Raw genomic sequence first — 18,319 nt, forward strand, 5'->3', positions numbered from 1 at the left:
GTGACGTGAAGTAGGTCAACTACGTCGTAGGATGAACGCTTACACTGCCCTTGGCTATCCTCGCTGGAATGCTTTCCAAGAAAATGCGTCAACATTATTGCAACAGGCTGGCATCGATATATTGGCGTACGACAAGGTGGTGCTATATGCCCCGACCCTTAGAATGCAAGGCAAAGGGGGGCTTGATGTGTCTCAAGGAGAACGCCTAGAAGCATTACTACCATGGCTTGAAAAGCATCGAGTACTATTACTCATCCGCGGGCACACCTCGTTGAAAATGAGCGGTGTACAAGCGTTAATGGAGGGGAATGCGAGTATTCGTGAAGCGCCTGTCAGTATATTTCCAGATGTAAATGCTTTATTTCCGGCCGTGGATGTACTTATCACGGACTACTCGAGTTTGATGTTCGACTATGCTTGTTTGAATCGCCCCATCATTTTGATGGCACCTGACCTGGATGATTATCTCAACCTCGATGTAGGAGTTTATGGAGATTATCTTGCTGATGCGCCAGGTCCGGTAATCGAATCTTGGGAGCATTTACCTGAAGCCTGGGACTCCTTGACTAAAAAGGTCCATCACCAGCGCTTAGCAACTTTTGTAGCTCGCCATGCCGCTATGAACGATGGCAGAGAGTGTGAACGCGTCACCTCTCATCTGCGTAACAGCTGTCGCCTCGAAGTAACCAGCCATGCCTGAATGAATGTAACTACAAAATGAGTACGTAGTTTGAATAGAGAATAAAGCCAGCTTCTCAATGATTTTATGGGGATGCGACATGTCATTTTATGAAAAAGGTATAAAAAGCAGGCAGGTAAGTGACGATGCCAATGTTGGCGCTCGAGTTGGTTTTCCAAGGGTTTCTGTGATTATACCGACGTATTATGACTGGTCACGTCTAAAAAAGTGTGTTGTTGCATTAGAGAACCAGTCGATTGCTCAAGACAATTTTGAAGTCATTATTGTCAATAATGCCTCTGATGATTCTCCGCCAGCGGACTTTTACTTACCCAACAACTTCACCATGATCAAAGAAGCGAAACCAGGCTCATATGCAGCAAGAAATGCCGCATTAAAGATTTCTCGAGGTGAAATAGTTGCGTTTACTGATTCTGATTGTATCCCAGATCCTTATTGGCTGGAGACAGCTATTAATCGACTCGATAAAGGTGCAGAACGCGTTGCTGGTAAAGTAGAGCTTTTCTTCAAATCTGAAAAACTGACGCTTGTTGAAATTTATGAAAAGGCCTTTGGATTTGATCAAGAACGCTATGCTCAGCGGGGAGGAGCGGTGACTGCTAATATGATGACGTGGTCAAAAAACTTTGAAATAGTTGGATATTTTAACGATAACCTCATGTCTGGTGGTGACAATGAATGGGGAGTGCGTGCGAGCGAAAAAGGGATTCCTGTTGAATACGCCCAGGAGGTTATTGTTAACCATCCAGCACGCTCAAATGTAAAGGATATTCTTAAAAAACGAAGGCGAGTGATGGGAGGACAGTTGAATAAAATGAAAAAGAATTCGAAGAGGAGTTTCATTATAATTTTAGCTAAAGGCTATTTCCCCCCAATAAAAGCGCTAAAGTTGTTTTTAGAAAAAGAGTTGACTTTTTCAGAGAGATTTTTAGCTTATCTGTTGTGTTATTATTTTAAATCTTATTCAGCAACGTACAGGTTGGCGTTACTCCTCGGCCTGGCTAAGCCAGAAAGATCTTAGCTTGAAGTTATGTGATTGGTGATTGGTGATTGGTGATTGGTGATTGGTGATTGGTGAATAGTGGATGGTAATAGATAAGCGGTAGTCGAGTATTGTTTTTATAAATGCCTCGCCGAATATTAAGAAAATATTCGGCGAGGCATTTTTTTTACTTAATGTTTTTTTAGAGAGCAGCAGACTATCGTCTTCATCCGTAGGTGCCTGATAAGTCTAAGGCTACGCTTTGAGGTGGATAGTCTTATGAATCAAGTTGTATTTGTAGATACGGTATTGACAGGCACAGTCTTTGCAGACACAAATCTTTTGATTTAGTATCTATGGATAGGTGGATGCAGACAGGGTACGAGGTGCTTATGCAAACAGCCAGCAATGTTATTCAGGACAAGGCCGCCGCTGCGGCTGGTTTGAAAGCCGCTGTGCGTATTTTGGATAAATGGCGGGCGACAGGTGAGCAGGGCGAATCTATTCTACGCGTCTCCCACAGCAGCTATGCCCGCGCGCGGCGGGGAGATTTAGCTGAGATCAAGTTAGACAGTGATCAATTGGCACGAATCAGTTATTTGCTCAATATTCATGCGGCACTGCGAATGCTGTTTGAAAACCCTGATAATGTTTACGGGTTCGTCTCTATGGCAAATCACAATCCTTACTTTAACGGGCGTACGCCGCTTGAAGTGATCGGTACTGGAGATTTCGCAGCACTTTATGAAACCTTCAAGCGTATTGATAGCTTGCGAGGTGCTCAGTGGTAGATTCGGCGGGAATAAGCGAAGGTTCGCTGCCCCTTTGTCAATCGAAAGAGGTAGTGGGGTATCGCTTAGTCAACAGTAAATTTCCTCCCATTGGGCTGTTTGACGATGTTGCGAGCCTCGATGAGTTTGAAGCGCTTTATGCCCTGCAGGCGCTGACGAACCCAAGGCTGCGTAACGAGGCTGGTGATTTGGGACTCATTCCTCACAACCAGATTCCCTTTGGTATCCGAGGATGCTCTTATGCGACAGCACCTTTTACCCACGTTAATCCGGAGGGTTCTCGCTTTAGCGACGGCAGCTTTGGTGTGCTTTACATTGCGGATGCACAACCAACGGCAATCAGTGAAGTGAGGCACCATCAGGAAATCTATTGGAAAAACGTACCATCGTTACATTTTGAACGGTTTATCTTCCGTGGGCTTAAGTGCCTATTTAATGAAAAAGCCTGTCGTGATGGCTTGGCGCTTCAGCCATCCCATGCCATTTATGATGCCGACGATTATCGAGCAGCGCGCACGTTAGGCAGAGAGCTTCGCAAAGAGCAACGTACCGGTTTGCGTTACCATTCTGTTCGGCAACCAGGAGCCACTTGCTGGGCGTTAATGACGCCGCAGTTCATCCTGGATATTATCCAGACCACTCATATTGAGATGATCTGGAACGGGCGAATAGCCCAAGTGAATCGCCTCTCAGCTGTACCCATCAAGTGAATTCAGTAGCGTAATTATGTTCGCTGTTGCTCGGTGAAGCGCTGCATGATCGTGAGTGTTTTATCACTAACATGATGCTCCATGCCCTCTGCATCAATACGCGCTGTACTGTCATCGACCCCAAGGGCACGCAAGAAATGCAGCACTACATCGTGACGCGTCCGGGAAATTTCGGCCATTTTTTGGCCTTCTTCGGTCAAGAAGAGCGAGCGATAGGGCTTGCTTGTCACTAGGCCCAGCTCATTCAGGCGGCGAATCATTTTAGAGACGGTCGCTTGGCTAACGGCCATTCGAGTAGCGATATCGGCTGCGCGCGCTTCTCCACGGTGGCGTAATAAGTCGCCAATTAACTCGACATAATCTTCGATCAGTTCCGTTTCGTGGGCATTACGCACCGTCTCATACTGCTGCGCATGCTGTTCCACTGGCGGTAGCGCATCTCCATCTTGGCCGTATGCGGTAGGAGAGTGTTGCTGTTGGTATTCACTCATTGGCAAAATTTATCAAGGTTAGTGGAAACGTTAATTAGTGATGGTAGCGCATTTTTTTAGATAATTGTTAGCCATGGCTAAACTGTTTGCATAAAGCTTTTTTGTTGAGCTACAGCTGTACTTATTGGGATCCTAGCACAGGAGAAAGAAATAATGGCCAAGCAGTATGGTTGGCTAATCATTGTGCTAGTAGCGTCTTGCTGCTTTTTCCTGACTCTGTTGTTTCCACCCAGGCACGGCGTATTAATACGTTTATGGTGTCATCGTGGGATTGGCCACATCAAGAGTTAGTCAGCCATCCTAGTACCATTTGGTGGTAATCAACGATGCCTAATACTTGTTGGTTTGCATCAATAACGGGCGCGAGTGATAGGCCAAATTGATCAAAAAGCCGAGCGCAGTAGCGGACGTTCATCTCGGTGCGAATGCTAACAACAGGTTTGCTCATAATTTCATACAGATTGATACGTTCGGCAGGGCGGTTAGGTGCGAGGACTTTCTTAGCGATATCAGAGGGTAATACGATGCCTAACTCGTCGAGCTCAGTACGCCGATTGATGATGATAACGCTGGCTTTGTGTTGGCGCATTAAGGTAATACCATCCGCAACCGTTAATAATCCATCTGCCGTCACATAGCGAGAATGCATGACATCTTTTACTGTGCGCTCTGTCATATTGGCTTTGACGTTCGACATTTTAAGTTCCTTAGCCTAAGGGCTGATTTAGCGTTTCTGAAAGAGATTTGATTTGATGCGTTACGCCTAGGGCATCTTCTACATCGATCTGAAACGCAATACCTGTGCCGGATGTTTCGTCAAACTCGCCAACGTCAGCGATGGCTTGGAGAATATGTCGGCTGATGTGCTCTTCAGCTAAAAAAAGCAGCACATCTCGTTGGGCGGTAATTTCCATGCCGAAAATACCCCGTGCTTTTTTGAGACCTTCACCGCGAGCGTTATTGATTACCGTTGCCCCGGTAGCGCCGGCATCGCGAGCGGCCTGAAGAATATCGTCGCTTAGTTCATCCTCAACTAACGCTACAATCAGTTTAAAGCGCATTTTTATCTCCTTTAGTAGACGACGGAGCTTGGCTGTAAGAGAGGCTATCAGTGGTTTGCTTGCGTTTATCTTTCCACTGAGCAATCTGTGCATATCCCATCACCGTAATAATGGGAAACAAGCAGGCGAGAGCAATCATGCCGAAACCGTCCATCAGAGCGCTTCGGCCGGGTATTGATGACGCCAGGCCCAATCCTAGTGCTGCAATAATGGGCACGGTAATGGTCGAGGTTGTAACGCCGCCGGAATCAAAAGCAAGGGGAATTATCGATTTAGGTGAGCGCAGGGTTTGAATAATCACTAAACAGTAAGCAGCAAAAACAAACCATTGGAGTGGCCAACCCATCACAATACGCCATACACCAAGAGTGATACCGAATGCCATACCTAACGCCACAGCAAGACGCAGCATAAATGGGTCTATGGTTCCGCCTGAAATTTCGCCAGCCTTAATTGAGACAGCAATAAGCGATGGCTCGGCAATGGTCGTGCTCGCACCAATCGCGAAAGCAAATATATATACCCAGTAATAATCACTCCAGTGTCGTTGAGCTCCCTCTGCAACAGCAGGCAAAAAATCATAATTAGTTAGCTGGGTGGCCATTAATTCCCCCATGGGGAAGAGCGCTTGCTCAAGGCCCACAAGAAATAGCGACAGTCCAACCCACACCATGAAAAAGCCAGCCAATACTTGCGGTAAGCGCTTAATGGGTTTGCGAATTACAATGTACTGAAAGCCAAAAATAATGGCAGCAATGGGCAAAATGTCTCGCAGAGTGTCCCAAAAGGTAGTGATTAAATTCATCAAGAGCTCCCTGCGACTAAATTGAGGCCAAAAATGCCGAATAGCAGCACGAAAATGATGGGCATGACTGATGCAAAAGCAATAAGGCCAAAGCCATCCAGCATTGGGTTTCGTCCTTTAATCGTCGATGCGAGCCCCACGCCTAGCGCCGTAACGAGCGGAACAGTAATTGTTGACGTGGTAACACCGCCGGAATCATAAGCAATACCGATTAACTCGCTAGGAGCCACCAGTGTCAGCAATAAGACAATGATATAGCCGCCAATAATCATCAGGTGTAGAGGCCAGCCTTTGAAAATTCTCAATACACCGACAACGACTGCAGTGCCAACAGAAACGGCCACCACCATACGAAGGGTAAAAGCGAAAGAAGCCTGGGCATCGCTAGTATTCGCAATTAAGCCACTTTCTGAGACCACTTCGCCTGCGCGGGCAGCGACGGCAATAAGTGCCGGCTCAGCAACGGTTGAACCAAAACCAAGCGCAAACGCAAATAGCAGCAGCCAAAATACCGATCCCTTTTGCACAAAAGCGCGTGCTAGATTTTCGCCTAGTGGGAAAAGTCCTAGTTCGAGGCCTTTGATAAATAAAGTCAGTCCCATTACGACAAACACGAGCCCTAGCACTAGATCTAAAAGGGCGAGTGAATCGGGTAGCGGCTGGCGTATGACGACAATCTGAAAAAAGCCCATAACCAGGACAACAGGTAATAGGTCTCTAAGGCTGTCTTTAAGCTGGTGTGCTAGCGAGGTAACGATATTCATTGAGCGTTTATTTTCACCGGGGCTTATAAATGGTTGTTATGAATTGGCAGGTGTCTAGTAAGCGTGCCTTTAAGCGGCGAGTGTAAAGTAAAAAAATAGTGACCAGCGTGACTCAGCTCAGGATTTGGGGCTTCTCAGCAAAGCCTGCTGCCAAATAGCAGCAGCGAGCCATCTAAAGAGTGCCAGCCCCACCAGGCTAGCACCACTCCGCCCAGCAGTAGCATTGCTAATGCTATCAACAGTGCAAACGCTGTTAGTGGTTTCATGAGGCCACCTGAGGAGTGATGTTTCGTGTCAGTGGTTTTTCGCTAATAAACCAGTGCAGACCAGCGGCGACCAGTGAGAGCACAATGGCAATCTTCCAGACAGTGTCATAATGGCCAGTGAGATCATAAAGATATCCGCCAAGCCAGACACCCATAAATGATCCTAGCTGGTGAAATAAGAATACAATGCCGCCCAGCATGGATAAATGGCGAACACCAAATACAGACGCCACAATGCCGTTGGTTAACGGCACGGTTGAGAGCCATAGTAGGCCCATGGCGATACCAAATAAATAAGCACTGGTAGAGGTCAGTGGCAATATGACAAAAGCGGCAATTATCGCGCCGCGAATTAAGTATAGCCAGCTAAGTAGGCGCGGTTTTGACCAAATTCCTCCCATCCATCCTGCCGTGTAGGTACCCACAATGTTGAACAAACCAACCAGTGCCAACACCGTGGTGCCCACCTGAATAGCCAGACCGTTATCGAATAAATACCCAGGTAGATGGACAGCAATAAATACAACTTGGAAGCCGCAGACGAAAAAGCCGAGGCACAGTAGCCAAAAGCCTTTCTGGCCGACCGCCTCATTGAGCGCGTCGCGTAAGCTTAAGTCGCCCAGTGCGCTGGGGCTTGGGCGGTCTTTTAACATCGCCCCCAGGGGAATCATCAGCGCGGCAATGGCGCCCATCGCTAGAAGAGCTGCTGACCAGCCAAGCCACTCAATTAGCCCCAGTGTGCCGGGTAACATCGCGAATTGTCCAAAAGAGCCAGCGGCACTGACAATGCCCATCGCCATACTGCGTTTTTCGGGGGGTACTGCGCGTCCCACTGCGCCCAAAATTACTGAAAATGTAGTGCCGGATAGGCCTAAACCAATGAGGAATCCAGCGCTTAGAGTCATGCCTAATGCGCTGGTGGAAAGGCTCATAAAGCACAGCCCCGTCACATACAAAATGGCTCCTACGACAATAATTCTCGCCGCTCCAAAACGGTCAGCCAGCGCACCGGTGAAAGGCTGAGAGAGCCCCCAAATTAGGTTTTGAACTGCAAGGGCAAAGGCAAACACGCCGCGCCCCCAGCCGAAATCGCTGCTCATCGGCTCAAGGAAAAGCCCAAAACCATGGCGAAGCCCCATAGCAGTGGAAATAACCACGCTTGCTAGCATGATAAGGAGTAGTGTGCGATGTCGCGTCAATGCCATTTTACGTCCCTTGTTCTGTAGTTTGTTAACGCGTTAACTAACTATCTCACGGGTCAGATTTTTTTAGAAGCTATCAACTGTCGGACGAATTAGCAGTGTCGGTAATAAGTTGAGGGCGGCATACTAGGTAGTATGTTGCAAAGCAACAAGTGTGCTTTGACTAAAGTCGTAAGCTTGTGTCACAAATGATTCGTATCTGTTAGTGACGCTTAAACGACATAAAAAATGCTTAAGTTAGGGCAGCTAAGTGTGGATGATACCGACGAACTTCTTAATCTGTCGGCAATGCCGTCGTTTATCTCGCCTCTGATGCTGGAGCGTCACTGACGGGTTTAACCCACTATGTAGATGCAGGTCACCATATTCGCTTCTAACGTATGGGTGATTAAGGAAGTTTCCTAGTTTAAGGACGTGGTTTAAAGGAGTCACTCGATGTCGGCCAATGACGCTAATGATCTAATTGAAAATCGCACCTATGACGAAATAACGGTCGGTGATGAAGCCCACCTAGAAAAACGCCTGACCATGGAGGACATCAAACTGTTTGCTGTGATGTCAGGTGACATTAATCCTTCACACGTCGACAGCGACTTTGCTAAGAGCAGCCGTTTTCAGGAAGTCATTGCTCATGGCATGTGGGGCGGCGCGCTGATATCCACTGTGCTGGGAACGCAGCTGCCTGGGCCGGGCACGGTCTATCTTACCCAGTCGTTGCAGTTTAAGGCCCCCGTAAGGCTGGGGGATGTTCTGCGGGTCTCCGTGCGGGCTATTGAAAAAGACGATCAGCATCATAGGATCACCTTTGCCTGCCGTTGCGAAAATCAACGCGGTGATACGGTTATTGAAGGTGACGCTAGCGTATTGGCACCGATTAAAAAAATCCAACGGCCTCGCGCGTTGCTGCCCAAAGTGCGTTTAACCGAGCGTGGCAGGTTGCATGAGATTTTAACTGCTGCCGATCATCCGGAGCCAATGCCCACTGCCGTTGTTCATCCGGTAGACCAAAGTGCTATTTGTGGAGCGGTTGAATCAGCGGCGCAAGGTTTAATTATTCCTGTGCTGGTTGGGCCCAAAGGGAAAATACAACTCGCCGCCGAAAAAGCCGAGGTGGATATCAGTGCATTCGAACTGGTGGATGTTCCCCACAGCCACGCGGCTGCTGAACAAGCGGTGGCATTAGCACGTCAAGGCCACGTAGGTGCGTTGATGAAAGGCGCGCTGCACACCGATGAGCTTTTACATGAAGTGCTTAAGCGTGACACAGGGTTGCGTACCGAGCGGTGCCTAAGTCATGTGATGGCCTTTGATGTGCCAACCTACCCGCGACCATTGTTGATTACGGATGCGGCAATCAATATCTATCCTAAGCTAGCTGAGAAGCGCGATATTGTTCAAAACGCGATCGAGTTAGCTCACTCATTGGGTAACGACAATCCCCGTGTGGCGATCCTTTCTGCTGTCGAGACCGTCAACCCCAAAATCACGTCTACGATTGATGCGGCGGCCCTGTGTAAGATGGCTGAGCGCGGCCAGATTAGCGGTGGCACCTTGGATGGTCCGCTGGCTTTCGATAATGCCGTCTCAGAAGCGGCGGCAAGAACTAAAGGCATCATTTCGCCAGTGGCAGGGCGTGCCGACATCCTACTCGCGCCAGATCTTGAAGCGGCCAATATGTTGATGAAGCAACTGACTCACCTGGCGGATGCCACGGGGGCGGGCGTTGTCGTCGGCGCTAGGGTGCCGATCATGCTGACAAGCCGCGCGGATGATGCATTGACGCGCATGGCATCCAGTGCATTAGCGTTACTACTCGCTGACTATCAGCGTCGGAGCCTACTCAGTAACCCTTCAGGAGCATAACCATGCAGGAAATACTGGTGCTGAATAGTGGTTCTTCCAGCGTCAAGTTTGCGCTTTATCATATCACTGATGAAGACGCTGCCGGTGGAATTCAGGAGGCGTTGACGGTCGCCTACAGCGGCCATTTTTCGGGCTTGGCAACGTCGCAATGTCGCGTGTCGTTAGCGCATCGCGAACCTGGACAGCCCCCGCATCGCTATAGTTTGCAAACTCTGGAGGCGCTGGGCCTAACCCCGGCAATAAACCATGAAGAGGCCATCACAAAGTTGATGGCATGGCTTGAGCAGCGTGAGGATAAAAGTACCCTGGTTGCCATTGGGCATCGCGTTGTTCATGGCGGCCAAACCTACTGTGAAGCGACTAGATTAAGCGCTAACGACGTGATCGAGTTGGAAAAATTTTCAAGCTTAGCGCCGTTGCATCAGCCCCATGGACTTGCGCCTATCAAACTACTGATGGCGCGTCTGCCAGACGTACCGCAGATCGCATGTTTCGATACCGCGTTTCATGCTCATCAGCCCTGGGTGGCTCGGCAGTTTGCTTTGCCGCGGGAATGGACGGCCAAGGGGTTGATACGTTATGGCTTCCATGGCCTTTCCTACGATTATATTCAGCGCACGCTACCTAATGTATTGCCGGATGATGCACCCCGTTCACGGGTGGTGGTGGCGCATTTGGGTAATGGTGCCAGTATGTGTGCTATTCGTGATGGCATTAGTGTGGCTTCCAGCATGGGGTTTACTGCGCTTGATGGATTGCCGATGGGGACTCGCTCTGGTGCCTTGGATCCAGGCGTAGTGCTTTACTTAATTAGTGATGAAAAAATGAGTATTGAGGACGTATCAGCGCTTTTATACAAGCGTTCAGGGCTGCTCGGTGTCTCTGGAATAAGTAGCGATATGCGCGAGTTGCTTGCAAGTGATGCCCCGGAAGCCGAAGAGGCTGTTGAGCTTTACTGCTATCGCGCCGCGCGGGAAATCGCCAGTTTAGCTGGCGCGCTGGGCGGGCTTGATCAATTGATATTCACCGCCGGTATTGGTGAGCATGCAGCACCGGTGCGTGCACGTATTGTGGCGCAGTGTGAGTGGTTGGGCATGCAACTTGATGAAAAAGCCAATAAGCGTGATGCCTGTTGCATCTCTTCAGCGAGTAGCCGTGTGGGCGTTTGGGTCATTCCAACCGATGAAGAGCGAGTAATCGCCAGTGATTGCCTAGCGCTTCTCAATAGGGCGGATCAAGCAGCATTTTAATTCAGCCACCTGATGCCAGGGAGATTAGTTGAGCCACTGACCGTAAAGAGGGTTGAGTGTTGTCATTGTTGTGGTGATGACTACTGTCATTACCGCTACCGAGAAACCACTGATCTGATAGAATCCCCAGTTTTTGTAAGCTCACTCACTTATCTAACTGGGAATCTTAATGAACGCGGTAATTCTTGCTGTGCTAGTCATGGTGGCGCTTTCGCTTGCTCGGGTATCCGTGGTGTTTGCACTGGTTGTAGGCGCGCTGGTTGGGGGCTTGGTTGGCGGTCTTTCACTGGATGAAACGCTCAGTGCATTCAATGATGGTGTTGGTGGAGGCGCGCAAGTAGCCCTTGCTTATGCCACGCTTGGGGCCTTTGCGGTGGCTATTTCCCGTTCAGGGCTTCCAGATATGCTGGCCAATCGCCTGATTACAATGTTGGGAAAAGAAGCGACTGCGGCACATCAGGCGCGGGTAAAGGTGTTTTTGCTCGTCGCAGTGCTCTTGGTGGCTATCTCATCACAAAACGCCATTCCGGTGCATATAGCGTTTATCCCGGTGCTGATTCCGCCGTTGTTGGTGGTAATGAATCGCCTCCAGCTTGACCGCCGCGCGGTGGCGTGTGCGCTTACCTTTGGGTTAACCGCTCCGTATATGCTGCTACCTGTAGGATTTGGCGCGATCTTTTTGAATGATATTCTGCTGGCAAATTTAAATAGCGCTGGCGAGTCACTGGGTTTGGAAATTACCCGGGGCATGGTGCCCATGGCAATGGCTATTCCGGTAGGAGGAATGGCCATTGGCTTACTCGTAGCACTGTTTTTCAGCTACCGTGGGCAGCGTGAATATACTAATAAAGATCTAGTGGCGACTAATGCCCACCAAGGTCACTCGCCTGCAAAACCTCATACGTTTGGGCTGGTGATGTCGGGCGTGGCTATTGTGGCTGCGTTAGGTTTACAGCTATATACCGGCTCTATGATTATTGGTGGGCTAGTGGGGATTGGTCTGCTTTCGCTGGGCGGCATTTTTAAGTGGCGTGAAGCAGACGATCTATTTACCAGCGGTATGCGCATGATGGCGTTGATCGGTTTCATCATGATTTCAGCGGCTGGCTTTGCAGAAGTAATGAAGGCGACAGGGGATATCGAGTCGTTAGTGACAGGTGCGTTTGAACTGTTTGGTGATAACCGCGGATTAGCGGCGTTTGTTATGCTGCTGGTAGGCTTGTTTATTACCCTGGGGATTGGCTCATCGTTTTCAACCATTCCCATTATCGCAGCGATTTTTGTACCGCTGGCGGTGCAGTTCGGTTTCTCGCCAATGGCGACGGTTGTGCTGGTTGGTACCGCGGCTGCACTGGGCGATGCTGGCTCGCCAGCGTCTGATTCCACGCTGGGGCCAACTTCAGGTCTAAATGTTGATGGACAGCATGATCATATGTGGGACAGCGTGGTGCCTACCTTCCTGCACTACAATATACCGCTGATTGCTTTTGGGTGGTTGGCAGCGATGTCGCTTTAAGTTTTTTTCGCGCAAACCAACAAGCAGACTAAGAAGGGCAGCCATGAGCTGCCCTTTTTTATACTAAAACCATGATTATTGCCCAGGTAGGTGCGTCTCGAAAGCGCTGAGCAGGCCGCGGAGTAAGGAGAGCTCCTTGCGGCTAGGCTGAGAGCGGGAGAACAGCGCCTGAAGCTGTTCTTCAGTGCGGGCATGGGGCTGGGTAAGAAAGCCACTTTGCTGCATCAGGCGTCCAAGATGCTCCTGGAAGTGCACAAACTGCTCGCGGCTGGGCGGCGTGGCTTCAAGTGGCCGTTGGTACATGAAGTGACTATCATCGCGCTTCCGCCAAGCACGGTGTACTTCATAGGCTAAAATCTGCACGGCCTGTGATAGATTTAAAATACCGTATTCAGGGTTGGCAGGTATGCTGACTTGGTGTGTGCAGCAACGTATTTCGTCGTTGGTGAGACCTGAGCGCTCACGCCCGAATACCAGTGCAACCGGCGCTTGTGCGGCGTTCTCAATCACCTGTTGCGCCATGTCATCAGGTTCATCGAAATGCGGCAGCGGTAGGCTGCGGAGCCTTGCACTCGCACCCACCACCTGTACGCAATCACTAACCGCTTCTTCAAGGCTGCTTACACAACGGGCATTTTCAAGCACATCTGTTGCACCTGCTGCCATGCGAGTTGCTTCGTCATCTGGGAATGCGCGCGGATTAACCAATAAGAGCTCGGATAAGCCCATGGTTTTCATCGCGCGAGCGGTAGCGCCAATGTTGCCTGGGTGGAAGGTTTGCACTAGTACGATGCGAATATTGGAGAGCACGGTAATGAAGACCTACAGCTGCCGGATAAAGGCGCTGATGGTAGCATGATTTTAACGATCGTTAGCGATGGGGGGTACATTACCAAATAAAAGAACCCCGCCATGGCGGGGTTCTTAGCGACGTTAAACGTCAGAGCGATAGGGCTCAGGGTTGCATGTCGGGTAGCAGCAGTGCATTACTGCACCGCCGCCCCCTAAGAACCGTACGTGCGAGTTTCCCCGCATACGGCTCAAGCCTTTATAAGCCTCCCAGATGAGAGACCGGTGACCTTTTCTCCTGTTGCGAATGCCACTGACGATGACAGTTAGGGTGCAACAACACCAAGTTACTCAGCTCGTCACCGCCACCCTTATGCCGTTCCACCACGTGGTGAATGTTCCACTTGGTTTCCCAAGTGATTAAGCCACGGCACATTGGGCAGCGCTTACCTTGCCGCTTCCATAGCGTTTGCAGTTTCTTACGACCTTTCGTTGACGCTTCCCAAGAGCGCTCCAGCCTGCTCTCGAAATACTGCTCGTCTCTAGGGTCATAAGGGTTTGCTTCCGCCCTGATCTTGGTATGTCGCACAATCGGGATGTCCTTGCTGCTCTGCAACCGTACGGGCTTACCGGGCATTAAGGTACTTTGGAAAATCCAGTTCTCGCTTTTCACCGAATGAAAATATTTCTTCTTCACCCAGCGCTTTTGGCGATTACTGTGTCGTCGACAACTCCAACGCCATAATAGCTTCCAAACACGGTAGTCCACATAGCCAAACGTTTCCTTGGCCACGACGTGACGGTGATAATTCGCCCATCCCAGCAGTACCGGGTTGAGTTGGTGAATCAACACATCCTGTCGTGACATGCAGTTGCGTCTGACGATGTCCTTGATCTTCTTTAGGTGTCGTTGCAGGTTCTTACGGCTGGGCTTAATCAACAGCTTGCCGTTGTACTTCCGCAGGTTCTGCCCGAGAAAATCAAAACCTTCTGCGATGTGCGTCACCACGGTCTTGCTGGCTGACAACGTAAGCCCACGTTCTGCCATAAAGGCAGAAACGACAGGCAGTACTTCATTTTCCAACAGCTCTTTCGAGATGCCAGTAATGATGAAGTCGTCGGCATAACGCACATAGTTCACCTTGGTCTTGTAGCTTGCTTTGGTATTTTTCTTCCCGAAATGGGATTCCAACACCTTTTCAAGCCCATCAAGCGCCAGGTTGGCTAATACCGGAGAGATGATCCCGCCCTGGGGCGTTCCTGCCTCTGTCGGATACAGACGGTGAGACTCCATGAATCCCGCTTTCAGCCACTTCTTGAGCACTTGCTTGTCCATCGGGACATTAGCCAGCAGCCAGTCGTGACTGATATTGTCAAAGCACCCCTTGATATCGCCTTCCAGCACCCATTCAGCAGAATGCTTACGGCTCAAATTGACAAAGCATTGCTCTATCGCATCGGCCGTTGAGCGCCATGGACGAAAACCATAGCTGTTGCGGTCAGCCACCGTTTCCGATACCGGTTCGAGCGCCAGCAAATAGAGTGCTTGCATGGCCCGATCCCGCATCGTCGGTATCCCTAGTGGGCGGCGTGAACCGTCCGGTTTGGGAATATAGACACGGCGTAATGGAGCAGGGCGGTAGCCCTTACTTTTTAGCCTGCCTAACGCTAACCACTTGGCTTGTGGAGTGCTCCACAATTCACCATCAACACCGGGCGTTTTCTTGCCCCGGTTTTCAGTAACACGTCTGACGGCCGATGCTCTGGCCGCCAGCGAGTGGGTCAGCAGTCGTTGCAAAGCTTTCACCTTGCGCCAACGTTGATCCCGAGTCGCCTTCGCGATCCGCACTTGTAGCCCTCTCACCTTTCTGTCGACGGCAGACCAGTTAATGGTGTGCCAGCTGTCAGGCGGGTGGGAGAACGCAGGTACTTGTTTAAAACCAGTACTCATCTTGCTGTCCTCCGAATGAATGCCGATAAGACGCCCTTCGGAGAACAGATACATTGATCCCTTGCGGGAGTGTATGTGCTCCCGCAGGGGTGAGATAAGGCCGCTAACTTGCTCGGCTATCTCTTCGTAATATCAGCATGATTGAGCGCTTTAGAGCGCTATCACGCGATTAAAGACCAGCTGGACGTAGGCCCCGTTTCCGGTAGAGGAACGTTTAACCTCTTATCCGCCCCATTACAGGGCGGCATTCGCTTTTTCCAGCCTCCTAAACCCGCACCATTAACAGCTCGCCTCACGGCTTGCCTGCCCGGTAGGGCAATAGTACGGGGTTTCCGAGTTCCGCATCATGGACACGGATCACTTAGACCCTGCCAGTACACCGTAGGTCTGTTGGTAACGTATCCCCAGATGTAAGAGGGATAACCGACCCAATACCTTTTGGTCAGAGCGTGTCAGTAGCTTACGCTCCTTGCGGCTGACGGTGCTTGTTAGCAGTTCACTTACGTTGGTCATATGATCCAGCCTAGCCTCTCACCCGCATGCTACTAGCGGGATCTTCAATGGACCTCACGGCCGCATTGAACCCCAAGAGGGGGAGTACATTGTCAGGACGCTTGGCACCTCACCGTTACCGGCGACGCACTGCCCCTAGGCTACTGCTGGCTACACAGCAGGTTCCGCTTATATCGTTACCGCTACATACGGTTTAGATACATGGAACCATCCAGAACACGGCTTCGCACCGGATAGGCAGCTTAGTCAAATAATAGACACGAATATCCCCGCTACATCACGTTCCCAAAAATGGAAATGTTTCAGCGTGTACGAATATCGCCAAAGCGAAAGGTACGAGCAGACTCATACCGGAAAAGGGGTATTTACCCTAAGGTAATACCCGATATCCGGACTGAGACAGCCCGAATATCGGGTTTATTAAAAATGCTTCTTGCGCGGTTGTGGTCACTAACGTTATGTTAGTGACCACTTCGTCTGTAGACCGCTAGGCAAGCTACCTATACGACTCTCGTCGCACTACATCATGCCGCCCATGCCACCCATTCCGCCCATGCCACCCATGTCTGGAGCAGCGTCTTTCTCTTCAGGGTCGTCAGCGATCATGCACTCAGTGGTGATCATCAGACCAGCGACAGAACCAGCGGACTGCAGTGCAGTACGGGTTACTTTAGCCGGGTCCAGAACACCCATTTCGAACAGGTCGCCGTACTCACCCGTTTGCGCGTTATAGCCGAAGTTGCCTTCACCATCTTTCACGCGGTTGATAACAACAGCGGCTTCTTCACCGGCGTTGGTAACAATCTGACGCAGCGGAGACTGCATAGCGCGCAGCGCCATGTTGATACCGTGGTTCTGGTCTTCGTTGTCGCCAGTCAGGCCTTGTACTTTAGCCATGACGCGAACCAGTGCAGTACCGCCACCAGGTACAACGCCTTCTTCTACTGCAGCGCGGGTTGAGTGCAGCGCATCTTCAACACGAGCTTTCTTCTCTTTCATTTCTACTTCGGTAGCCGCACCGACGCGAATAACAGCAACACCGCCTGCCAGCTTGGCAACGCGCTCTTGCAGCTTCTCTTTGTCGTAATCAGAAGAGGTTTCTTCGATTTGCGCACGGATCTGGTTAACGCGTGCTTCGATGTCATTTTCTACACCAGCGCCATCGATGATGGTGGTGTTTTCTTTAGACATCGTCATGCGCTTAGCGGTACCCAGGTGATCCAGGTTCGCTTGCTCAAGCGTCAGGCCAACTTCCTCAGAAATCACGGTGCCGTTAGTCAGGATAGCGATATCCTGCAGCATCGCTTTGCGACGGTCGCCGAAGCCAGGTGCTTTAGCTGCAGCAACTTTAACGATGCCGCGCATATTGTTCACAACCAGCGTTGCCAGCGCTTCGCCTTCGATATCTTCAGCGATAATCGCGAGTGGTTTACCTTGCTTAGCAACCGCTTCCAGCACCGGCAGTAATTCGCGGATGTTGGAGATTTTCTTGTCTACGAGCAGGATGTAAGGGTCTTCCAGCTCGACAGCCATGGTGTCTTGGTTGGTAACGAAGTAGGGCGAGAGGTAGCCGCGATCAAACTGCATACCTTCAACGACTTCCAGCTCGTCTTCGAAGCCACGGCCTTCATCAACGGTGATGACGCCTTCTTTACCGACTTTTTCCATCGCTTCAGCGATGATCTCTCCAATGCGCTTGTCGCCGTTAGCGGAGATTGTGCCTACCTGAGCAATCGACTTGGTGTCGGTGCAAGGAACAGACATTGCCTGAATCTCTTTAACAGCCGCGCTAACCGCTTGGTCGATACCGCGCTTAAGATCCATCGGGTTCATGCCCGCAGTAACGCCTTTCAAGCCTTCTGCGACAATTGCTTGAGCCAGAACCGTTGCCGTAGTGGTACCGTCGCCTGCAGCGTCAGACGTTTTGGAAGCAACTTCCTTAACCATCTGAGCGCCCATGTTCTCGAACTTGTCTTTCAGTTCGATCTCTTTAGCAACCGATACACCATCTTTAGTAACGGTCGGTGCGCCGAAGGACTTGTCCAGTACCACGTTACGGCCTTTCGGACCGAGGGTAACTTTTACTGCGTTGGCCAGAACGTCAACGCCACGAGCCATGCGTTTGCGGGCATCATCGGAGAACTTTACTTGCTTAGCTGCCATGTTCGTTATTTCCTAAACATTGAAATTTAAAAGGAAAAGTAAGTAGTCGAGGCGAGATTTAGCCTTCGACGACTGCCAAGATATCGGCTTCGCTCATGATCAGAACTTCTTCGCCGTTGATTTTCTGTTTCTCAACGCCGAAACCGTCTTTGAAAATCACCGAGTCGCCAACTTTAACGTCCAACGGGCGAACGTCACCGTTGTCGAGAATGCGACCATTACCAACCGCCAGGATTTCACCGCGAGTGGGTTTTTCCTGGGCGTTGCCCGGAAGCACGATGCCGCCAGCGGTTTTCTGCTCTTCTTCCACGCGACGAACAACGACGCGATCGTGCAAAGGACGGATATTCATGCTCACGTTCTCCTGAGTATCGTCAAAGCCCATAAGGGCAGTTAGCTAAATGAGATTTTCGTGGGCCTCTTGCCCGCGAAAAGTGAAGGTAAGTCACCTTCATGTTAATGGCGAAAGCTAGTGCATCCGCCGAACTTGTGTGCTGACTCA

General features: G+C 50.4%; 18 protein-coding genes. 7 read left to right on the forward strand and 11 right to left on the reverse strand.

Translation table 11 applies throughout. From position 1 onward, the window contains the following. The first annotated feature begins 31 nt into the window (after positions 1-31). From INT19_RS06395 to INT19_RS06410, 4 genes are all read left to right on the forward strand, one after another. On the forward strand, positions 32-700 hold the full coding sequence (locus INT19_RS06395; RefSeq protein ID WP_193060165.1) for a CDP-glycerol glycerophosphotransferase family protein: 669 nt from the start codon (positions 32-34) through the stop codon (positions 698-700). A gap of 79 nt (positions 701-779) precedes the next feature. After that, positions 780-1,721 (forward strand): glycosyltransferase, encoded by a 942-nt coding sequence (locus INT19_RS06400; RefSeq protein ID WP_193060166.1) that lies wholly within the window; start codon positions 780-782, stop codon positions 1,719-1,721. 329 nt (positions 1,722-2,050) lie between these two features. Beyond that, positions 2,051-2,473 carry an MbcA/ParS/Xre antitoxin family protein gene (locus tag INT19_RS06405; protein ID WP_226916807.1) on the forward strand — a complete coding sequence of 141 codons (423 nt, stop codon included), beginning with the start codon at positions 2,051-2,053 and terminating at the stop codon, positions 2,471-2,473. Next, on the forward strand, positions 2,467-3,183 hold the full coding sequence (locus INT19_RS06410) for an RES family NAD+ phosphorylase (RefSeq protein WP_193060167.1): 717 nt from the start codon (positions 2,467-2,469) through the stop codon (positions 3,181-3,183). The genes INT19_RS06405 and INT19_RS06410 overlap by 7 nt, the downstream gene beginning before the upstream one ends. A gap of 14 nt (positions 3,184-3,197) precedes the next feature. On the opposite strand, the gene mntR is transcribed toward INT19_RS06410, so the two are convergent. The 7 genes from mntR to INT19_RS06440 form a co-directional block, all read right to left on the reverse strand. After that, positions 3,198-3,674, reverse strand: coding sequence for a manganese-binding transcriptional regulator MntR (gene mntR, locus INT19_RS06415; protein WP_089038486.1), 477 nt, complete (start codon positions 3,672-3,674; stop codon positions 3,198-3,200). A gap of 280 nt (positions 3,675-3,954) precedes the next feature. Beyond that, positions 3,955-4,371, reverse strand: a complete 417-nt coding sequence (locus INT19_RS06420) for a CBS domain-containing protein (RefSeq protein WP_226912782.1) — start codon at positions 4,369-4,371, stop codon at positions 3,955-3,957. A gap of 10 nt (positions 4,372-4,381) precedes the next feature. Then, positions 4,382-4,735 carry a P-II family nitrogen regulator gene (locus INT19_RS06425; protein ID WP_083004922.1) on the reverse strand — a complete coding sequence of 118 codons (354 nt, stop codon included), beginning with the start codon at positions 4,733-4,735 and terminating at the stop codon, positions 4,382-4,384. After that, positions 4,725-5,540, reverse strand: a complete 816-nt coding sequence (gene umpB / locus INT19_RS06430; RefSeq protein WP_193060168.1) for a Na,Li,K/H(+) antiporter subunit UmpB — start codon at positions 5,538-5,540, stop codon at positions 4,725-4,727. The genes INT19_RS06425 and umpB overlap by 11 nt, the downstream gene beginning before the upstream one ends. Further along, positions 5,540-6,304, reverse strand: a complete 765-nt coding sequence (locus tag INT19_RS06435) for a DUF1538 domain-containing protein (protein ID WP_193060169.1) — start codon at positions 6,302-6,304, stop codon at positions 5,540-5,542. The genes umpB and INT19_RS06435 overlap by 1 nt, the downstream gene beginning before the upstream one ends. 134 nt (positions 6,305-6,438) lie before the next feature. Continuing rightward, positions 6,439-6,570 carry a hypothetical protein gene (locus tag INT19_RS19605; protein WP_264298857.1) on the reverse strand — a complete coding sequence of 44 codons (132 nt, stop codon included), beginning with the start codon at positions 6,568-6,570 and terminating at the stop codon, positions 6,439-6,441. Next, positions 6,567-7,775, reverse strand: a complete 1,209-nt coding sequence (locus tag INT19_RS06440) for an MFS transporter (RefSeq protein ID WP_193060170.1) — start codon at positions 7,773-7,775, stop codon at positions 6,567-6,569. Before INT19_RS06440 ends, INT19_RS19605 begins: the two co-directional genes overlap by 4 nt. 432 nt (positions 7,776-8,207) lie before the next feature. Between INT19_RS06440 and INT19_RS06445 the strand changes: the two genes are divergently transcribed. From INT19_RS06445 to INT19_RS06455, 3 genes are all read left to right on the forward strand, one after another. Further along, entirely contained in the window at positions 8,208-9,635 is a 1,428-nt protein-coding gene (locus INT19_RS06445) for a bifunctional enoyl-CoA hydratase/phosphate acetyltransferase (protein ID WP_193060171.1), read from the forward strand. A 2-nt stretch (positions 9,636-9,637) separates the two neighbouring features. Next, complete coding sequence (locus INT19_RS06450; RefSeq protein WP_193060172.1) at positions 9,638-10,885, forward strand: acetate/propionate family kinase; 1,248 nt, start codon at positions 9,638-9,640, stop codon at positions 10,883-10,885. 169 nt (positions 10,886-11,054) lie between these two features. Beyond that, positions 11,055-12,401: a Na+/H+ antiporter family protein gene (locus INT19_RS06455; protein ID WP_089038480.1), complete on the forward strand. Its 1,347-nt coding sequence runs from the start codon at positions 11,055-11,057 to the stop codon at positions 12,399-12,401. A 75-nt stretch (positions 12,402-12,476) separates the two neighbouring features. Here the strand turns inward: INT19_RS06455 and INT19_RS06460 are convergent, their stop codons facing one another. The 4 genes from INT19_RS06460 to INT19_RS06475 form a co-directional block, all read right to left on the reverse strand. Beyond that, positions 12,477-13,211 (reverse strand): RNA methyltransferase, encoded by a 735-nt coding sequence (locus tag INT19_RS06460; RefSeq protein ID WP_193060173.1) that lies wholly within the window; start codon positions 13,209-13,211, stop codon positions 12,477-12,479. 238 nt (positions 13,212-13,449) lie between these two features. Beyond that, positions 13,450-15,141 carry a group II intron reverse transcriptase/maturase gene (gene ltrA / locus INT19_RS06465; protein ID WP_050801113.1) on the reverse strand — a complete coding sequence of 564 codons (1,692 nt, stop codon included), beginning with the start codon at positions 15,139-15,141 and terminating at the stop codon, positions 13,450-13,452. Between the two features lie 1,032 nt (positions 15,142-16,173). After that, positions 16,174-17,817: a chaperonin GroEL gene (gene groL, locus INT19_RS06470; protein ID WP_030072731.1), complete on the reverse strand. Its 1,644-nt coding sequence runs from the start codon at positions 17,815-17,817 to the stop codon at positions 16,174-16,176. A 58-nt stretch (positions 17,818-17,875) separates the two neighbouring features. Next, the gene (locus tag INT19_RS06475; protein WP_038484796.1) at positions 17,876-18,169 is read right to left on the reverse strand and encodes a co-chaperone GroES; all 294 of its coding nucleotides are present in this window, start codon (positions 18,167-18,169) and stop codon (positions 17,876-17,878) included. Positions 18,170-18,319: the final 150 nt, after the last annotated feature.

The sequence above is a fragment of the Halomonas sp. 3A7M genome (assembly GCF_014897875.1).
In the GTDB taxonomy this organism is placed as follows: Bacteria; Pseudomonadota; Gammaproteobacteria; order Pseudomonadales; family Halomonadaceae; genus Vreelandella.

Bases quoted from the DNA above. Each gene is read 5' to 3' on its own strand.
- INT19_RS06400 (WP_193060166.1), top strand. From the start codon at position 780: ATGTCATTTTATGAAAAAGGTATAAAAAGCAGGCAGGTAAGTGACGAT.
- INT19_RS06435 (WP_193060169.1), bottom strand. From the start codon at position 6,304: ATGAATATCGTTACCTCGCTAGCACACCAGCTTAAAGACAGCCTTAGA.
- mntR (WP_089038486.1), bottom strand. From the start codon at position 3,674: ATGAGTGAATACCAACAGCAACACTCTCCTACCGCATACGGCCAAGAT.
- INT19_RS06425 (WP_083004922.1), bottom strand. From the start codon at position 4,735: ATGCGCTTTAAACTGATTGTAGCGTTAGTTGAGGATGAACTAAGCGAC.
- INT19_RS06455 (WP_089038480.1), top strand. From the start codon at position 11,055: ATGAACGCGGTAATTCTTGCTGTGCTAGTCATGGTGGCGCTTTCGCTT.
- INT19_RS19605 (WP_264298857.1), bottom strand. From the start codon at position 6,570: ATGAAACCACTAACAGCGTTTGCACTGTTGATAGCATTAGCAATGCTA.
- INT19_RS06395 (WP_193060165.1), top strand. From the start codon at position 32: ATGAACGCTTACACTGCCCTTGGCTATCCTCGCTGGAATGCTTTCCAA.
- INT19_RS06445 (WP_193060171.1), top strand. From the start codon at position 8,208: ATGTCGGCCAATGACGCTAATGATCTAATTGAAAATCGCACCTATGAC.
- INT19_RS06420 (WP_226912782.1), bottom strand. From the start codon at position 4,371: ATGTCGAACGTCAAAGCCAATATGACAGAGCGCACAGTAAAAGATGTC.
- groL (WP_030072731.1), bottom strand. From the start codon at position 17,817: ATGGCAGCTAAGCAAGTAAAGTTCTCCGATGATGCCCGCAAACGCATG.
- INT19_RS06440 (WP_193060170.1), bottom strand. From the start codon at position 7,775: ATGGCATTGACGCGACATCGCACACTACTCCTTATCATGCTAGCAAGC.
- ltrA (WP_050801113.1), bottom strand. From the start codon at position 15,141: ATGAGTACTGGTTTTAAACAAGTACCTGCGTTCTCCCACCCGCCTGAC.
- umpB (WP_193060168.1), bottom strand. From the start codon at position 5,540: ATGAATTTAATCACTACCTTTTGGGACACTCTGCGAGACATTTTGCCC.
- INT19_RS06475 (WP_038484796.1), bottom strand. From the start codon at position 18,169: ATGAATATCCGTCCTTTGCACGATCGCGTCGTTGTTCGTCGCGTGGAA.
- INT19_RS06405 (WP_226916807.1), top strand. From the start codon at position 2,051: ATGCAGACAGGGTACGAGGTGCTTATGCAAACAGCCAGCAATGTTATT.
- INT19_RS06450 (WP_193060172.1), top strand. From the start codon at position 9,638: ATGCAGGAAATACTGGTGCTGAATAGTGGTTCTTCCAGCGTCAAGTTT.